This window comes from Gardnerella sp. DNF00109, assembly GCF_049262845.1.
Classification (GTDB): Bacteria; Actinomycetota; Actinomycetes; order Actinomycetales; family Bifidobacteriaceae; genus Bifidobacterium; species Bifidobacterium vaginale.
Genome location: NZ_CP058406.1, coordinates 526,254 through 541,842 on the forward strand (window position 1 = coordinate 526,254; position 15,589 = coordinate 541,842).

A 15,589-nucleotide genomic window follows, 5' to 3' on the forward strand; every position below is an offset into this window, starting at 1 on the left:
CTGTGCGCACGTGCGTTAAATGTATTAGTCGCTGTATTAGTTGCTTAAATGTGAGCGCGTTAGAGTATTCTTTAAGAGTATGCTTCAAGATTCGCCATATTCGCCTTTAATGGTGTTTGTTGTTTTTGCTTTGATTGCGCTTTGTGTTGCAATCGTAATTGTTATGTTTGTTGTTGATTCGCTTTTTCCAATATTTCGTAGTGTTTTTAGACCGTTTTTTAGTTCTGTTGTAAATCCTATAGCAGGTGGTTTGCGTAGGATTTTTCGTAGTAGCTTTAAGAAGATCTTAAAAATTTTAGGTAAACGTAATTTTGGTGATGATGAAGATGATGAAGATTCAGTTGATAGTAATTCAGATGATATAAGTTCAGATGCGTGTGCGATTTTATCCATGCTGTCTGCTGCGACTATTGTTATCGATGCTGATAATGATGTTTTACGAGCTAGTTCTGATAGTTATACGCTTGGTGTTGTTGTTGATGATTCTATTGTTCAATCGAGAGTTCTGGATTCTGTAAATCGTGTGCGCGCGTCTGGCGGTTTTGAGAGTTTTGATTTAGTTACTTTTACTCCTGAACAGTATATAACTATTGGTGAAGATTCTGATTTTAATAGTAATTTTTCTGGTGACAGTGCTGTGTTATTAAAATCAGCTACGGTTGCTGGCGACTTTTCCTCGAATAAAACTGATAAATCGTCTGATGCTTCTACAGTTTCTAGACCTAATTGGCTTAATGTTACTGTTGGAAGTGTTGGAGCAGGCAAGGTTGTTGTTATTTTAAATGATACGAGTGCTGCGCATCGTTTTGAGCAGACTAGAGATGATTTTATAAGTAATGTTTCTCAACAACTTATTAGCTCTACTCGAATGATTTCTAGTCTTATAGAACTTTTGCAGGATAGTAATGTTACTCTTAATCGTGTTAAGGAAGTGTCTTTAAAAGCTCAGAGGTCTTCTAAACGCTTGGAACATATGTTGGAAGATCTTCTGCTTCTTATGAGTGCTCAGAAGCCTATAGATGTGTCTAAGGCGAGTGCTGTGAACGTCTTGAGTGTGTTAAAAGATGTTCAGAATCAGGTTTCATATCTTGCTTTGAGCCGAAATGTGCGTCTTTGCGTTAAGTCTGATTCTTCGCTTAGTGTTTTAGGCAGTTTTTCACAAATCAGCGCTGCCGTGCGTAAACTTGTTGAGAATGCTATTATCTATTCTTCAGCAAATAACAGTGTGGCGATTTCAGCGTTAAAGTCTGATGACTCTCAGTTTGCAGTGATTCGTGTTGTTGATTGTGGCTCTGGTATTGCGTTGCGTGATCAGCCTCGTATTTTCGAGCGTTTTTATCGTTCGGATAACCAGAATGACGGCAGTCAGGATGGTGTTGGTTTAGGTCTTGCTATTGCTAAGCACGTGGCTCTTACTCATCACGGTAGCATTACATTGTGGAGTAGACCAGGGAAAGGTACTACGGTTAATTTTGCGATTCCGCTTTCAAGATCGGATGCAAAATAGTTCGCTTAATCGTATTAAGCGTTTTACTTTCCTAGTCTTCTATAATCCCAACGGTCAAAGTGTTCCCAGATTAAAAGCAAAATACCTATTACGAATCCGCTAAGGCAAGCTATAGCAAAAAACCATAGTAGAAAGTGCAAGATTGCGAGCACAACAGTGATTATTGATGCTATAAGCCATAGAACTGTTCCAACCATAAATGCTTTGCACAGGTCTACGCGCAATGGCTTTGGTGCCTCTTTGCGTGCATCTGGGTTAAGAATCGGTGCTAGCTTCATATGATTAACCATACATCTAGTGATGTCTAATATCAATTTTTGGTTATATTTTTTGATGATATACGTTTATGATATACGTTTAAATTTTACTATTTTCTTTTTCGACACCATTTTTATCACATCCGCACCACGTTGTAGTCTTGAGCTTTGTAGGTGCCGTTTTGACGTGATACTTTAACAATTCGGGAGTGGTTTTTTATGAGACATGGTGCACATGGTGCTAAGAAAGCAAAGGGGCGTTTCGTTTCGCCTTTTATGCTTTTTTCCTCTTCTCATATTTCCAGTGCTACTTCTGAGCGTTCTACCGAAGCGGTTTGTGCGAATAATGGTGCAGTTGTGGGCTTGAGCGAATCTGTGGCTCAGAGTTTGCAAATGTCTTCTGCTCCTCGTACTCGTCGCGAGATTCGTTTAGCTCGCGAATCTAGAGAACGTAAGAATTGTATTATTGTTTCTACGTCTTTAGTAGCTATAGTTGGTGCCGCATTGACGTCTATGGCTTTGAGCAAGACTGATGGTTTGGGTTCTTTTGCTTCAAAGCAATATGCTTCTGAGATTAATTTTTCCAATGATTCTAATGATCAAGCTGCTTCTCGTTCTAGTCAGCGTGAAAAGTTAGATCGTGCTGATAAATATTTGAAGTTCAGCAGTGCTGTTGCTGGTCTCGAAGCTGATTTAAACGCTTTCTCTACTAGATCGTCTCATGAGTCTAAGTGGGATTTAGGTTCTAATTCAGATTTTAAAGTTTCTGAAATGTCTAAGTCTTCTGCGAATAATCCGCAGGTTGCTATTTTAATGGATTCAGACGTTAATTCTTTGCCTGCTGGATTTAATCCAAATCATAGTTCTGGTGATTCTGGGAATGCATATGAGTTTAGCCAGTGCACTTGGTGGGTTTATATTCGTAGGCATCAGCTTGGTCTTCCTGTTGGTTCCAATATGGGAGACGGCTGGATGTGGGCTTTGACTGCTCGAAAACTTGGATATTGGGTAGATCGTACGCCTCGTCACGTTGGCGATATTATGGTGTTTGGTCGCGGTCAGGCTGGCGTTAATCGTACTTATGGTCATGTTGCTGTTGTTGAAAAAATTAATCCTGATGGTTCTATTGAAACATCTGAGTCTAGTGCGGAGCTTCACGGTAGGACCTTCTCTAGGGTTGTAAATCCGAATGAAACTTCGGCTTTTGAATTTATCCATTACTAGATTATTTGGAATTTTAATATTTTGACATTTTAATATTGATATCTGTTACTACGTTTTGCGGTTTTCTAGTCTATTCTGGCTGTTATGCGTGTAGGTGTGCATTGTTGTGCTGTAAATAGTGCGTGCAAATTTTGTTTGTGGTCTTAGTTTGTAGTATTAACATGCTAACATCGCTAATGATGATTAAGCGAGATAAGATTTTTTCTTCTGTATTTGCAGGTTTTGTATCTGCAGCGCTGGTTGCTGCTATGATTCCGCTTGCTTGTGCTTCCGCTTCTGCTGAAGAATCAGCAGTTACATCTACACGTTCTTTCCCTAAGATTACTGATGTTAAGCGTGATTTGTTTACAGAATCCACTTCTACCGATGTTGATGCTAATTCTCATTGGGGCAGTATTGAGTCTTTGGATGTTCCGCAGACTAAGAGTGCTGCTGAACTTGCACTTGAACAGGCTCGCCAGCAACAACAGGCACAGAATAATTCTGTTGATGGCTTCGACGCTACTGCAAGTCGTTCTGGAGCGCGTAATGGCGTTGGACCTATGACGTACTTTGTTGCTCCTCCAGATAATCAGTCTGTTTCGGCGATGCTTAATTTTGCGGCTCAGTTTTTAGGTAAAGTGCCTTATCGTTCTGGTGGTACAAGTCCTGCTGGCTGGGATTGCTCTGGTTTTGTGCAGTACGTTTTTGCCAATATGGGTATTTCTTTACCTAGAACTTCTGGAGCTCAGGCCACTGTAGGTACGGCTGTTCCGAGTTTAGCTCAGGCCCAGCCTGGTGACATAATTGCCAATGGTGCTCATGCATCTATTTATGTTGGTAATGGAATGGTTATTAATTCTCAGTACGCTGGAACTCAGTATGATCCTATTAGATACGTTTTTTCGGGATCTTATTCTATTCGTAGAATCTTCTGACAATTTGATTTTGAGTGGTATTCATGATTTTATGGATACAACTTTTAGTTTTTGTTAGTAGTTTTGATACGTTTTTAGGTTATTTTTAATTAATTTTGCCATTAATACTTAGGTTTGTTGTGTCGCGATAGACGCGACTACCTTAAACGCGCTATTCTAGTATTTAAAGTATTTAAGAAAATAAAAAATCGCGCGATGCTAGGAGGATCTAGATGGCACAAGGTGTTATTACACAAGAAAAAGCTGTTCTTGTAGGTGTTGATGGTTCTCATGCGAGCTATAAGGCTGTATGGTGGGCATCTAATTATGCTAAGCATGCTGGATTACAGCTTCAAATAGTTTGTGCATATTCTTTACCTAGTTATGCAGCTGTATCTTTTGATGCGACTTATACTGCGATTGGTGATGATAATGTTGCTCATCAAGACGCTCAGGAAATTCTTTCTAAAGCAAAAGCTGTAGCTTTAGAACAGGGTGTGGATGCAACAACGTTAATCGTTACTGGCGATCCTTCTTCTGTGTTTGTAGAGCTTTCTAGGAACTATCAGCTTATTGTTATTGGTAACCGAGGTAAAGGTGGATTGGCTGAGCGTTTGCTTGGCACGACAAGTTCTTCGCTTCCAGCCTACGCTTATTGCCCAATTGTTGTTGTTCCATATACAGATGATGATGGTCAACGAATCCACTTGAATAATAAGATTTCTAAGATTGCTGTTGGCTCCGACGAGTCTAAGTGGGGATTAAAAGCTCTTGAGATTGCTGCAGATTTGGCTGATAGTTGGAACGCACAATTAGATGTGATTTCTGCTGTTCCTAGCGTTCAGGGTGCAGAAGGTGACACTGCTGTTATGGGATCTTATATGGAAGATCTTGATGAGAGAGTAAAGCCTATTTTGCAGCGTTTGCCAAATCTAAAGATTCATCGTTCTGTAGTTCCAGGTTCTGCTGTAAACGCTTTGACTCAAGCGAGCTTAAACAATGATTTGGTTGTTGTGGGTTCACGAGGACGTGGTGGTTTTACAGGATTGCTTCTTGGTTCTATTAGCCAAGGTTTGTTGCAGCATTCTTCTAGACCGGTGTATGTGGTTCCACGTAAGTATGTGGAGTTAAGCGCTGCTCAAGTAGCACAGCAGTCTAAGGTAAGTAATGATACTAGTGCTATTGATTCTATAAGTGGCGTTCATACAGTTGATGTTCCAAAAGCTGGTGTGGAAGCTGCTAAAGAAATCGAGCAAACTATTGATCCGCTTCACTAGTAGTTTGTAGTAGAGAAGTAGCTTGTAGTAGAAAATAGCGTCCAAAGCACTAAAACAGTGTTTTGGACGCTATTTTGTTGCAAAGCTAGCCCAGGCATGTACTATGTGCTTTTTATTTGTTTAAGTTTGATTTTTACTTGTTTTTAAGTAAAAATCGTGCGCGTCTTTTTTCGCGAGCAGCGCGTTTTTTAGCAAGTTCGTTATTGTTCATTTCAATAGCAAGTTTATAAATTTTAATTAGCTCTTGAGCTTGCTTTTTAAAGTCATTGTTCTTTGAGTATTCGAGAACATTTGCTTTTAGTTGTGCTTGCTCTTCTTCACTCATGTTAAGAACGTGACTAAACACTTGCTTAAAGTCTTCTTTAGAATCCCACTGATAACCATTTTTGCCACTAATAATCTGATTCTCATTAGGGATATCGTGCTTTACGAGAGCAAATAATCCAGATGCCATGGCTTCAAGCATAGAAAGTGAATGCATTTCCGATAGGGAAGCGGTAGTGTAGTAGTCCATAGCGTGCAAATACTTAGGGATCTGCGTGTGTTCAATAGGGCCAAGTAGGTAGATTCTATCTTCAAATCCTTTGCTAGCTACTTTCTTACGCAAGTCTTCTAAATCAGGTCCTCCGCCAATAACAACGAGTCTAGCTAATTCGCGTGGAAAATCGCAATACATAAAGTTGTCAATAAGCTCAGAGATATTCTTTTCTGCTCCGATTCTTCCAACAAAAACGAAGAGTTTCGTGGAATCAGCAATACCGTATTTTTTACGGAATTCTTTTCTAAAAGCAATTCGCTCTGGTGTAGGCAAGAACTTTTTATATTCAACTGCATTGCTAAGAACAACAACTTTTTTATCGACTTTTTGACGATCAATATAAGCTTGAGCCTTAGCGGACATACTAGTAATAATTGTTGCATTTTTAGAAAATCGCGTAAAATATTTTGCTGAAATATTCCTAGAAAACTCTGTAAAATGCTTTAGACCAATATAAAACAGGAACTTATCGTATTCTGTATGAAGAGTATAAATAACAGGAACATGTTCTTTTTTAGCAACTTCTAGACCTATTTCACCAATACCAAACTCATTTTGTATATGAATAACATCTGGTTTAAAGTTGATAGGGAATTTTTTGCGCATGTTTCCAATCGGAATTGCAACTCTATACTTGTATAGCTTTTTAAGAAGTATTCCTGGAACGTATACAACTCCGTCTACAAGCTTAGTTTTTCGCTGTTTTTCGGATCCAACCGTAACAACAAGAACCTCGTGTCCAAGTTCCTCGTACATTTTTTTAAGCATGTATGATTGCGTTGCTACGCCATTTATGTATGGTGGATATGTTTCTGTAAAAATCGCGATTTTCAAAGTTTCCTCCAGTTACATAAATAGCTCTAACAACGTTAAAAGTGTAGCATTGTGTAAGTTATTGCGCCACAAATTGTGATTTTTAGCGTTTTTAGTGTCTTACATTTACTGTTACACGCACTTGCGCGCCGCGTTCAAGAGTGTGCTTAACTGTGCAACCCTTGTTGATATGTCTTTCCATGCGTTCTTTTAGTTCTTTTGCATTTTCATCGTTTAAAGCAGGTTTTGCGCTTGTAGCATCAACTGTTACATCCTCTTGGAATCTTAAGTAAGTTCCTTCTTCTGGATCATAAGTTCCATTTACAAGAACTCGAGCGCCTTTTCCTTCTCCGAGCGCATGTTCAACAGCGTATTGGCTGCTTAAAGCTGTGCAACCAGCTAGAGCTATTTGCATTAGTTCCACAGGTGAAAATTGTCCTTCTCCTTTACCAAATTTTAGTGTTGCACCATCATCACTTTGTGCTTGCCAAGATCCGTCTTCTAAACGTTCAACCCATATTCTTCTAGTCATTTTTGCTCCTTTGCATTTTTATACATTAACACATTGTGATTATGTTTGTGCTTATGTCTATTTGTTTTTAACTTTTATTTTTTAAGACAAACCTATTATAACTAGCATGCTTTGATTTCAGTTTGATTCTTGTTCTTATATTTCTTATATTTACTTTTGGTGGTGTTGAATTTAGCTAATGATAAAATAATCTCATGGCTTTAACTCAAGAAGAACTTGCGGATATCCGCTCTCGCGTACCACAGAAACCTACTTCCGATATTCCTACACCTTATGAGGATTTGGTTAGAAAAATACTTATGGAAGGTACTTTAAAATCGGATCGCACTGGTACTGGAACAATATCTCTTTTTGGTCAACAAATTCGATTTGACTTAAGCAAGAGTTTTCCGCTTATAACCACAAAAACAGTGTTCTTTAAGGGACTTGCATATGAGCTTCTTTGGTTCCTTAAAGGTTCTAGTAATGTGCGCTGGTTGCAAGAAAACGGTGTGCATATTTGGGATGAGTGGGCAGATGAAAATGGCGATTTAGGTCCTGTTTACGGCGTTCAGTGGCGTAGTTGGCCAGCGCCTACGCAAGAAAATCCTAATCGAACAATCGACCAGATTGCAAACGTTATGGAGCTTATTAAAAATCATCCAGATTCTCGTCGAATGATTGTCAGTGCTTGGAATCCTGCAGAAGTAGAGAATATGGCTTTGCCGCCTTGTCACTCGCTTTTCCAGTTCTATGTTGCTGACGGCAAGCTTTCTTGCCAGCTTTACCAGCGTTCTTGCGATATGTTCCTTGGCGTGCCATTCAACATTGCTTCTTACTCGCTTTTAACAATGATGATGGCTCAGCAAGCAGGATTGGAACCAGGAGAGTTCGTGTGGACAGGTGGCGATTGCCATATTTACGATAATCACGTAGAGCAAGTGCTTGAGCAGCTTTCGCGTGAGCCGTACCCGTATCCGCAGCTTGAGATTCGTAAAGCTGATTCAATTTTTAGCTACGACTATAGTGATTTTAAGGTTGTTGATTATAAGCATCATCCTACGATTAAAGCTCCTGTAGCTGTGTGATCTTATTTATTAGTTGCTTATTAGTTTGAGTTTTTGACTAGGAGTTTTATGGCAAACGATATTCCTGTGCGTTTAATTTGGGGGCAAGCATACGATTTGGAAGGCCGCGTAGGCGCAATGGGTGTAAATGGTGGTATGCCATGGAGACTTTCCACAGATTTGCGCTATTTTAAAGCCATGACAATTTCTTGCCCAGTAATAATGGGTAGGGGAACTTGGGATTCTATGCCAGAAAAGTTCCGTCCTCTTCCTGGGCGAGAAAATATCGTTGTTTCTAGGAATCCAGATTTTAATTCAGATGGTGCAAAAAGTTTTACAAGCATTGAAGAAGCAATATGTTACGCAAAAAAATGGATTGAAGATAATCCTATTGAGCATGTAGATTCTTCAGATTTGCCTAAAGATGGTAGCGCAGTTTGGATTATTGGTGGCGGAGCAATTTTTAGAGAAGTGATTGAGTCGCAAATTGTTGACGCTGCCTATGTAACTCAAATTGACACTAGAGTAGAAGCTGATACGTTTGCTCCTAACATTCAGAAACTTGTAGATGATGGATTGTGGAAAGTTGCACGTGATTGTGATTGGCAGGAATCGACTATAAAAGTTGGCGCAAATCAATTCAATACAAAATATAAGTTTATGGTTTATGAGCCAGTTAAATCTAAAAATAAGCTAGATTAAGGATATGTATGGAATCTTTAAACAAAATTCACGTAGATGCTAAGCATCCGTATGTTGTTATGACGGTTTGTACAGGGAATATTTGCAGATCGCCAATGGCAGAAATTGTTTTGCGTAACGAGTTTAAGCTTAGAGGATTAAGCGATGTTGTTGCTGTAAAATCATGTGGCGTAAGTGACGAAGAATACGGAAATCCGATTGATAGACGTGCGCAAAGAGAGCTTAAAAGTAGGGGTTATTCTTTGCCGTTAAGCCATTTTGCGCATAGGATTGAGCGAGATGAAATAGAAGAGACGAATCTTTTTCTTCCAATGACTGCTTCGCATATGCAATCTTTGCTCAGGATTATTCCGCCACAAAAGCGTAGTCTTGTTCACATGTATAGGTCTTTTGATCCGTCTTTAGAAAAGCCACAAGTTGGTCGCGAAGCTGTTTTGGATTTGGCGGACCCATGGTACGGAGGTCCTAAAGAGTTTGAGATTGCAATGGATCAAGTGGAGGAGTGTGCTCCTTACATTGTGGATTGGGTAGAGTCGCAGATAACGCGCGAATAATAATTGCGTAAAGTCATATAAAGTCGCTTAAAATATATTAAAACCAGACGAACCAATTGGAACGTCTGGTTTATTTTTATGCCTTTTATTTAAATAAAACCTACGATTTATTTTCCTCTTAAAGCTCTGCGACTTACTCGAGGAGCATGAGTTGGGTCAATTCCTTTTGGAATACCGAACCCAGATTTGCCCTGTAGTGTACGCAAACGATCATTCAAAATTGCAAGCTCAGTTTTAGTGAGGAAGAAGCGACGATTAGGGTGAATCATCTTAAACAAAGCAAACTTGTGATTTGTAGGCATTAAAGTTTTAGATTTTAAAACCTTACTTCTTAGATCCCTAAGTTTAACTTGATTTTCACCATTACCGACGCAAATGCGGTAAACAGGAATATTAGATCCTGCTGTAACACTTTTAATCGCGTGCTCTTGGCGATTCATAGCTTGGCTTAAACGCTCATAGTTACCTTCGCCAACAAGGAAGATTCCGTTAAAACCAGTTCCTCTCCAAATAGCATCTTTTGTGCGAGGATCAACCCACACAGGTTGTTGAGGGAAAGTAAATCCGCCTTTGTTAATAGCAGATACAATGCCAGCCGCAGCTCCAGGCTTTCCTTCTAGTCTTGCATAGCCAACCTTATCTGCGCGTTTAGTGAGAACAACAGTAAACAGTAAAAGACCCAGCATAAGTGCTGTTATTACCATCATAATCCAAGTCAAAATGGACCATCTAAGAATAACACCAGCTACAATGCACAGCACAACAGGAGCTACAAAAGCTAAGCCAAGCCAAAGTGGAAGCTGCTTATCGTCTGTATGCGTGTACTTGTAGATACGCATAATTTGTGAAATCATGCCTGGCTTCTTAATGCCTTTTGGTTTATCGTTTGCCATTTGCGTTTATCCCCTAATACATAATATTAGCGTTTTATTGCTTTGTATTTTGTTGCTTTATTGCTTAGTAATCATACCCTAAACACGCTTATGCTATAAATCATAGCTTTGTTAGTATACTAGCGATTTATTTAGGCCAATTACCGCGCTTTGGTGTACTTGGCTTTGGGAGTCTCCATCTGCGCATTTGTATTGCTCGACTGCAAGCATACATAGCAGATCTAGAGCTTTTGCCAACAGAAACTTCGCCGTATCGCTTAACAAGCTCTTTACGAAGCTTGCGCCACATTATTATAACGTCAATAATTGCAGCAAAAAGATATGCGTAAAGAACAATCGCAAGAGCAAAATATAGAGCAATATACTTAGTGGATAAGAAGTTTTGAGTTAAGAATATGCAGAGCATAATAACGATTGCAAACGGCACAAAAAATTCGCCAATATTGAAACGCGCATCTACATAATCTCTAATATAAACTCTCCATGGAAGCTGCTCTGACTTTGGCATATGAGCTAAGTCTCCATTTTTCATCGCATCGTATTGAGCATTTTCTTTTTCGCGCAATCTGGCTCGCGCAGCCTTTGCGCTTGCTTTTCTATCCGTTGGAACTAACGGTCTAAGATTCTGCGCTGTAGCTTCGCTTTGCTTCGGCGTTGGAGCGTTTTTTGTGCGAGTCTTTGCCTTATTTTCTATTTTATTTTCACTATTTTCATTAGTCGCTGATTGATTGCCATTTTGTGCACCATTATCAGCAGATTTTTTTACGAATGGATTCCATGTCATGTTTGCAGATTACCCAACAGACTAGACGCGTTATGAGCAATTTCGTTGGTTATGAATAGTCTGATAGTAGTAATTCAACTAATGTTTTTACTAATCTACTGTTTTTTGGAGGACTTATGGCTAGTTTAGAGGTTGCTGATGTGCGTTCGCGCGTGCAAAACGCTTGGGAAGACGTTATTAGCGTATTAAATAAGAAGATCTCTTTAGGAGCTGTTTCTGCTAAAGGCATTACTGGAGATCATATGCGTGCTTCGGCTGAGTATGTGGCTGAAGTTTTGCGCGAAGTGGGTGTAGATGCTCGCGTTGAGCAGTCTCAGAATCCGGATGGTACTCCTGGAGCTTTTGAAGTAGTTGGATCTCGTATTGTGGATTCTAGCGCTCCAACTGTTTTGCTTTACGCTCATCACGATGTTCAGCCTGTTCCAGATGCAAGCGAATGGAATACTGATCCTTTCAAAGGAACTGAAGTAGATGGTCGCTTGTATGGCCGCGGTAGTGCTGATGATGGCGGCGGAATTGCAATTCACTACGGTGCTTTGCGCGCTTTAAGCGAAGATTTAGGCGTAAATATTAAGGTATTTATTGAAGGTGAAGAGGAAATGGGCTCTCCAAGTTTCATTCCATTCATCGAAGCTCATAAAGATGAGTTTGAATCAGACGTTATTATTGTTGCCGACTCTGGAAATTGGTCTGCGGATGTTCCAAGTCTTACGACTAGTTTGCGCGGAAACACTACTGTAGACGTTAAAGTGAAAGTTCTTGGACATCAGGTTCATTCTGGACAGTTTGGCGGACCAATTTTAGACGCATACACGCTTGCTTCAATGCTTATTGCTTCTCTTTATAACAAGGAAGGTGATTTGGCCGTTCCTGGAATTGAATCGCAAGAGCCTGTTGGCGGTTTGCAACGTGATTTGGATGAGGCTCAAGTTCGCGCAGATTCTTCAGTAGTGGATTCTTACAAGCTTGCTGGTACTGGTTCCCTTGCTGCTCGTATGTGGACTAAGCCTAGCTTGACTGTTATTGGTATGGATGCTCATCCAGTAGAGGAAAGCTTTAATGTGATTGCTCACGAAACGCGTTTGCGACTTTCGCTTAGAACTGCGCCTTGCCAGCGTCCAGAAGAAGCGCAAAAAGCTTTGAGCGACTTTTTGGTCGCAAACGCCCCATTCGGTGCGCAAGTTACTGTAGAGCCAGTTGACAATGGTATGGGTTGGGCTATGGATCCTGATGCTGTAGCAACTAAGGACGCTTTAGCTTCTATGAAGGATGCTTTTGGCGTGGATCCTATTAACAAGGGCGAAGGTGGTTCGATTCCATTTATTCCAGAATTGCAACGAATTTTCCCTAAAGCTCAGGTTTTGGTGACTGGACCTGAAGATCCAAAGTCTAATGCGCATAGTCCTAACGAGTCGATTTCTCTTTCTGGCTTGAAATCGAATATCGTAACTGAAGCTTTGCTTTTAGATCGTCTAACTAAGTAAACTTAACAACTCGTATACAATCGCTATATAAAATTTTAGCGTTTGTATACGAGTCTACGCAATGACGTAAAATCTTCACACGACACGGGTGCTTTGCATTAATTTGTAAAGCTGAGAGAAACCGCTTGAACGTGAATCCAGGTAATGCTGGCGCACGGAGATCTGTTTTTCCCGTGCCTTAATGGTGACCTACGATTTAAGCCAACGCATAAGTCGTAGTGAAAGAACAGTAAGGCACATATCTATGTCGAAAGAAAATGTCTTATTGCAATGCAATCAGCGATGTAAATCACTGATATGACGTTTTGTTATTAGGATAAGTCAAAAACGTGTTTGTAATAAAGACATTTTAGGATTTTTAGGTCGTTAAAAAGTCCGTAGCAGATCTAAATGATTCTAAAAGAAAAAATTAAAAAATAGATAGAAAATAATTAAATAAAAATCATTGCCATAAAGGATTTTGCTATGCCCGATGCATTTGAAACGCCAGTTTTGAACAAAACTAATACGCAGGATGCCGAAACATTCCTTCCATCGGCTAGCTGCAATGCTCAGCTACGTTTTGATAATTGGGGTTATCGTCATGCTTCTCGCAAACATTTTGCTGTACGCGGGTTGAACCTAACAATTGAAGCAGGGCAAAGAGTTTTGTTGCTTGGTGCATCGGGCATAGGCAAATCCACAATTCTTGAAGGTGCTGCTGGGCTGATTGGTAGTGATATTGTTAAATCTAGCTCAAATAATTCAAAGCCTGATTCGAAGAAGAATGTTTTAGTAGAAGATGAAGATGGCGGTGTAAGCGAAGGCTCAGTATTCGTAGATGATTTACCAGTTCATAAAGCGCGTGGGCGAGTAGGATTAGTGTTACAAGATCCAGAGGCTCAAGCTATTTTTCAGCGTTTAGGGGATAACGTCGCCTTCGGTCCTGAAAATATGAATGTTCCTCGTAAAGAAATATGGGATCTTGTTAATAAAAGTCTTGAAGAAGTAGGTTTAGAAGGATTACAGTTACACCGTTCTACCGCCCATTTAAGTGGTGGTCAAATGCAGCGTCTGGCATTGGCTGGAGCATTGGCTATGAAGCCAAGTGTGCTTCTTTTAGATGAGCCTACTGCGAATCTAGATCCAGATGGTGTTAATCAGATTGTAAAAGCTGTTGGTAAAGTTTTAGACGATACCAATGCAACAATGGTTCTTGTAGAACATCATGCGCAGCCTTGGATTGATTTGATTGATAGAGTAGTGGTTCTTGGTCTTGATAATTCTGTGAACAATACTGAAGAGAATAATTATGTTCACGATGATGATATTGCGCGAGACGAGTTTGCGCAAACAGTTATTGTTGCAGATGGAACTCCAGACGAAGTGTTCAGTAGAAGCGATCTTGATTTTGAAAACCTTGGGATTTGGCTTCCTGACAAGTATAAAGATCCGCAAGATTGCAGAATTGGTAGGATTTATGTTGAATGTGAACCAGATTGCGATCCAGCAAAAGGTGATGGAAGAGTAGTTCTATCAACAGAAAACCTTGCGATTAGTCATACGAGTACTCCAATAGCCAAAAATATCAATTTGAAATTTAATTCTGGACAAATCACAGCATTAGTTGGAGCAAATGGTGCTGGAAAATCCACTTTATCTCTAACTTTGGCAGGATTAATTCCAGCTTTAGAAGGTCAGGTTGTAGCTAGTGAGGATCTTTGCGAAGGCGCTGGTGGCACCGATCCTATGAAATGGAAGTCTACTGATCTTGCTAAAAGAATTTCATACGTTTTCCAGAATCCAGAACATCAGTTTGCGTGTGGAACTGTTCTTGAAGAAGTTATGCTAGGTCCTATTAGAACTGGAATGAGTGAAGAAGACGCTAAAACTAAAGCAGAGTCTTTATTAGATAGATTCCGCCTATCTAGATATTCTAACGCAAACCCATACACTTTATCTGGAGGTGAAAAGCGTAGACTTACTGTTGCCGCATCTTTGGCTGCAGCTCCAAGAGTTTTAATTTTAGATGAACCGACTTTTGGACAGGATCGTAAAACTTGGTTACAAATTATAAAACTCATTGCAAGCCTTCGCGCAGATGGCGTTAGTGTTATTGTTGTTACTCATGATAGAGAGTTAGTAGATGCGCTTGGAGCGCGTTTAGTGGAACTTAAAACTAATGTGGATTCCACTAATGACGAATCTTATGAGTCTGAAAATGTAGATAATTCACAAGAATCTTTAGCATTATCTTCGTCAACAGATGCAACGAATATATCTCGAATAGAAGTTAGCGATGTGAACCATCGTGATGAGGCAGCTCGCGCATCAAGTTATTCTCCATTCTTGGCATCTTTGAATCCTGTGTATAGGATGCTTGGAGCTTTCCTACTTTCGGTTCCGCTTTTGTTTACTCTCGACTGGCTTTCTGCAACAATAGCTTTGGTTTTGGAGTTTGTGATTCTTTGGGTTGTTAAAATGAACCCTTTGCGAGTTATTAAACTTTCTTGGCCTGTATGGGTTGGTGCTCCTGGATCTGCATTAGCAGTGTGGTTGTATGGTAAATCAGGTGGAGCAACATGGTTTGATTGGGGAATTATTCATGTAAGTGATCATTCCACAACTCTTGCAATTGCAACATTCATCAGAATTTTAGCTATCGGTGTTCCAGCTATTGTTACTGTTATTGGCATTGATGCAACTGATTTAGCTGATGCCTTTAGTCAAGTTATGAAATTGCCAGATAGGTTTGTTTACGGTGGATTAGCTGGTATGCGATTGTTTAGCGTCCTTCAAGATGATTGGGCTGCTCTCAGCGCATCTAGGCGTTCTCGCGGACTTGGCGATGATAGTAAGATTAAGGCTTTTATGCCTCAAGCTTTTGCTCTTTTGGTGCTGTCTATTCGAAGATCTACAACTTTGGCTACGGCTATGGAAGCTCGTGGATTTGGCGGAGAAAACCCAAGATCTCATGCACGTATAAGCCATGTGAATAAACGCGATTATGTGTTTATGATTGGGTGCTTAATTATTCCTGCTATAGCTTTAATCGCTGCTGTATATTACGGTACTTTTGCTCTTCTTGGAGGAAATTAATACT

14 protein-coding genes are annotated in these 15,589 nt (G+C 40.0%); 9 read left to right on the top strand and 5 right to left on the bottom strand.

Annotated elements, in window-relative coordinates:
- Positions 1 to 79: 79 nt before the first annotated feature.
- Complete coding sequence (locus HXT20_RS01955) at positions 80 to 1,507, top strand: sensor histidine kinase (RefSeq protein WP_422114417.1); 1,428 nt, start codon at positions 80 to 82, stop codon at positions 1,505 to 1,507.
- Between the two features lie 23 nt (positions 1,508 to 1,530).
- Here the strand turns inward: HXT20_RS01955 and HXT20_RS01960 are convergent, their stop codons facing one another.
- Positions 1,531 to 1,785, bottom strand: a complete 255-nt coding sequence (locus HXT20_RS01960) for a DUF2530 domain-containing protein (protein ID WP_422114418.1) — start codon at positions 1,783 to 1,785, stop codon at positions 1,531 to 1,533.
- A 198-nt stretch (positions 1,786 to 1,983) separates the two neighbouring features.
- On the opposite strand from HXT20_RS01960, the gene HXT20_RS01965 reads away from it, so the two are divergent.
- The 3 genes from HXT20_RS01965 (at position 1,984) to HXT20_RS01975 (ending at position 5,161) form a co-directional block, all read left to right on the top strand.
- Entirely contained in the window at positions 1,984 to 2,988 is a 1,005-nt protein-coding gene (locus HXT20_RS01965; protein WP_004116799.1) for a CHAP domain-containing protein, read from the top strand.
- A 161-nt stretch (positions 2,989 to 3,149) separates the two neighbouring features.
- Positions 3,150 to 3,905 (top strand): C40 family peptidase, encoded by a 756-nt coding sequence (locus tag HXT20_RS01970; protein ID WP_421786208.1) that lies wholly within the window; start codon positions 3,150 to 3,152, stop codon positions 3,903 to 3,905.
- A 212-nt stretch (positions 3,906 to 4,117) separates the two neighbouring features.
- Positions 4,118 to 5,161, top strand: a complete 1,044-nt coding sequence (locus tag HXT20_RS01975) for a universal stress protein (protein WP_004115580.1) — start codon at positions 4,118 to 4,120, stop codon at positions 5,159 to 5,161.
- A 133-nt stretch (positions 5,162 to 5,294) separates the two neighbouring features.
- Here HXT20_RS01975 and HXT20_RS01980 read toward each other — a convergent pair whose 3' ends face one another.
- A complete protein-coding gene (locus HXT20_RS01980; RefSeq protein ID WP_004116793.1) occupies positions 5,295 to 6,533 on the bottom strand; it encodes a glycosyltransferase in 1,239 nt (412 codons plus the stop codon).
- Between the two features lie 91 nt (positions 6,534 to 6,624).
- Complete coding sequence (locus tag HXT20_RS01985; RefSeq protein WP_004116790.1) at positions 6,625 to 7,044, bottom strand: OsmC family protein; 420 nt, start codon at positions 7,042 to 7,044, stop codon at positions 6,625 to 6,627.
- Between the two features lie 194 nt (positions 7,045 to 7,238).
- Here HXT20_RS01985 and HXT20_RS01990 point away from each other — a divergent pair, with 194 nt between their 5' ends.
- From HXT20_RS01990 to HXT20_RS02000, 3 genes are read left to right on the top strand one after another with little or no spacing between them, the layout of a single operon-like run.
- Complete coding sequence (locus tag HXT20_RS01990; protein WP_004574972.1) at positions 7,239 to 8,111, top strand: thymidylate synthase; 873 nt, start codon at positions 7,239 to 7,241, stop codon at positions 8,109 to 8,111.
- Between the two features lie 48 nt (positions 8,112 to 8,159).
- A complete protein-coding gene (locus tag HXT20_RS01995; protein ID WP_004115573.1) occupies positions 8,160 to 8,792 on the top strand; it encodes a dihydrofolate reductase in 633 nt (210 codons plus the stop codon).
- A gap of 8 nt (positions 8,793 to 8,800) precedes the next feature.
- Positions 8,801 to 9,346, top strand: a complete 546-nt coding sequence (locus HXT20_RS02000; protein WP_004112487.1) for a low molecular weight protein-tyrosine-phosphatase — start codon at positions 8,801 to 8,803, stop codon at positions 9,344 to 9,346.
- A gap of 107 nt (positions 9,347 to 9,453) precedes the next feature.
- Here the strand turns inward: HXT20_RS02000 and HXT20_RS02005 are convergent, their stop codons facing one another.
- Positions 9,454 to 10,239 carry a DUF4191 domain-containing protein gene (locus HXT20_RS02005; protein WP_004112489.1) on the bottom strand — a complete coding sequence of 262 codons (786 nt, stop codon included), beginning with the start codon at positions 10,237 to 10,239 and terminating at the stop codon, positions 9,454 to 9,456.
- A 127-nt stretch (positions 10,240 to 10,366) separates the two neighbouring features.
- Positions 10,367 to 11,023 (bottom strand): DUF3043 domain-containing protein, encoded by a 657-nt coding sequence (locus HXT20_RS02010; protein WP_009994839.1) that lies wholly within the window; start codon positions 11,021 to 11,023, stop codon positions 10,367 to 10,369.
- 116 nt (positions 11,024 to 11,139) lie between these two features.
- Here HXT20_RS02010 and HXT20_RS02015 point away from each other — a divergent pair, with 116 nt between their 5' ends.
- Entirely contained in the window at positions 11,140 to 12,507 is a 1,368-nt protein-coding gene (locus tag HXT20_RS02015; protein ID WP_248912216.1) for a dipeptidase, read from the top strand.
- 465 nt (positions 12,508 to 12,972) lie between these two features.
- Positions 12,973 to 15,585: an ATP-binding cassette domain-containing protein gene (locus HXT20_RS02020; protein WP_422114419.1), complete on the top strand. Its 2,613-nt coding sequence runs from the start codon at positions 12,973 to 12,975 to the stop codon at positions 15,583 to 15,585.
- The last annotated feature ends 4 nt before the right edge of the window (positions 15,586 to 15,589 follow it).

Excerpts from the sequence above, each read along its gene's own strand:
- HXT20_RS01955 (WP_422114417.1), top strand. The coding sequence starts at position 80 with ATGCTTCAAGATTCGCCATATTCGCCTTTAATGGTGTTTGTTGTTTTT.
- HXT20_RS01960 (WP_422114418.1), bottom strand. The coding sequence starts at position 1,785 with ATGAAGCTAGCACCGATTCTTAACCCAGATGCACGCAAAGAGGCACCA.
- HXT20_RS01965 (WP_004116799.1), top strand. The coding sequence starts at position 1,984 with ATGAGACATGGTGCACATGGTGCTAAGAAAGCAAAGGGGCGTTTCGTT.
- HXT20_RS01970 (WP_421786208.1), top strand. The coding sequence starts at position 3,150 with ATGCTAACATCGCTAATGATGATTAAGCGAGATAAGATTTTTTCTTCT.
- HXT20_RS01975 (WP_004115580.1), top strand. The coding sequence starts at position 4,118 with ATGGCACAAGGTGTTATTACACAAGAAAAAGCTGTTCTTGTAGGTGTT.
- HXT20_RS01985 (WP_004116790.1), bottom strand. The coding sequence starts at position 7,044 with ATGACTAGAAGAATATGGGTTGAACGTTTAGAAGACGGATCTTGGCAA.
- HXT20_RS01990 (WP_004574972.1), top strand. The coding sequence starts at position 7,239 with ATGGCTTTAACTCAAGAAGAACTTGCGGATATCCGCTCTCGCGTACCA.
- HXT20_RS01995 (WP_004115573.1), top strand. The coding sequence starts at position 8,160 with ATGGCAAACGATATTCCTGTGCGTTTAATTTGGGGGCAAGCATACGAT.
- HXT20_RS02000 (WP_004112487.1), top strand. The coding sequence starts at position 8,801 with ATGGAATCTTTAAACAAAATTCACGTAGATGCTAAGCATCCGTATGTT.
- HXT20_RS02005 (WP_004112489.1), bottom strand. The coding sequence starts at position 10,239 with ATGGCAAACGATAAACCAAAAGGCATTAAGAAGCCAGGCATGATTTCA.
- HXT20_RS02010 (WP_009994839.1), bottom strand. The coding sequence starts at position 11,023 with ATGACATGGAATCCATTCGTAAAAAAATCTGCTGATAATGGTGCACAA.
- HXT20_RS02015 (WP_248912216.1), top strand. The coding sequence starts at position 11,140 with ATGGCTAGTTTAGAGGTTGCTGATGTGCGTTCGCGCGTGCAAAACGCT.
- HXT20_RS02020 (WP_422114419.1), top strand. The coding sequence starts at position 12,973 with ATGCCCGATGCATTTGAAACGCCAGTTTTGAACAAAACTAATACGCAG.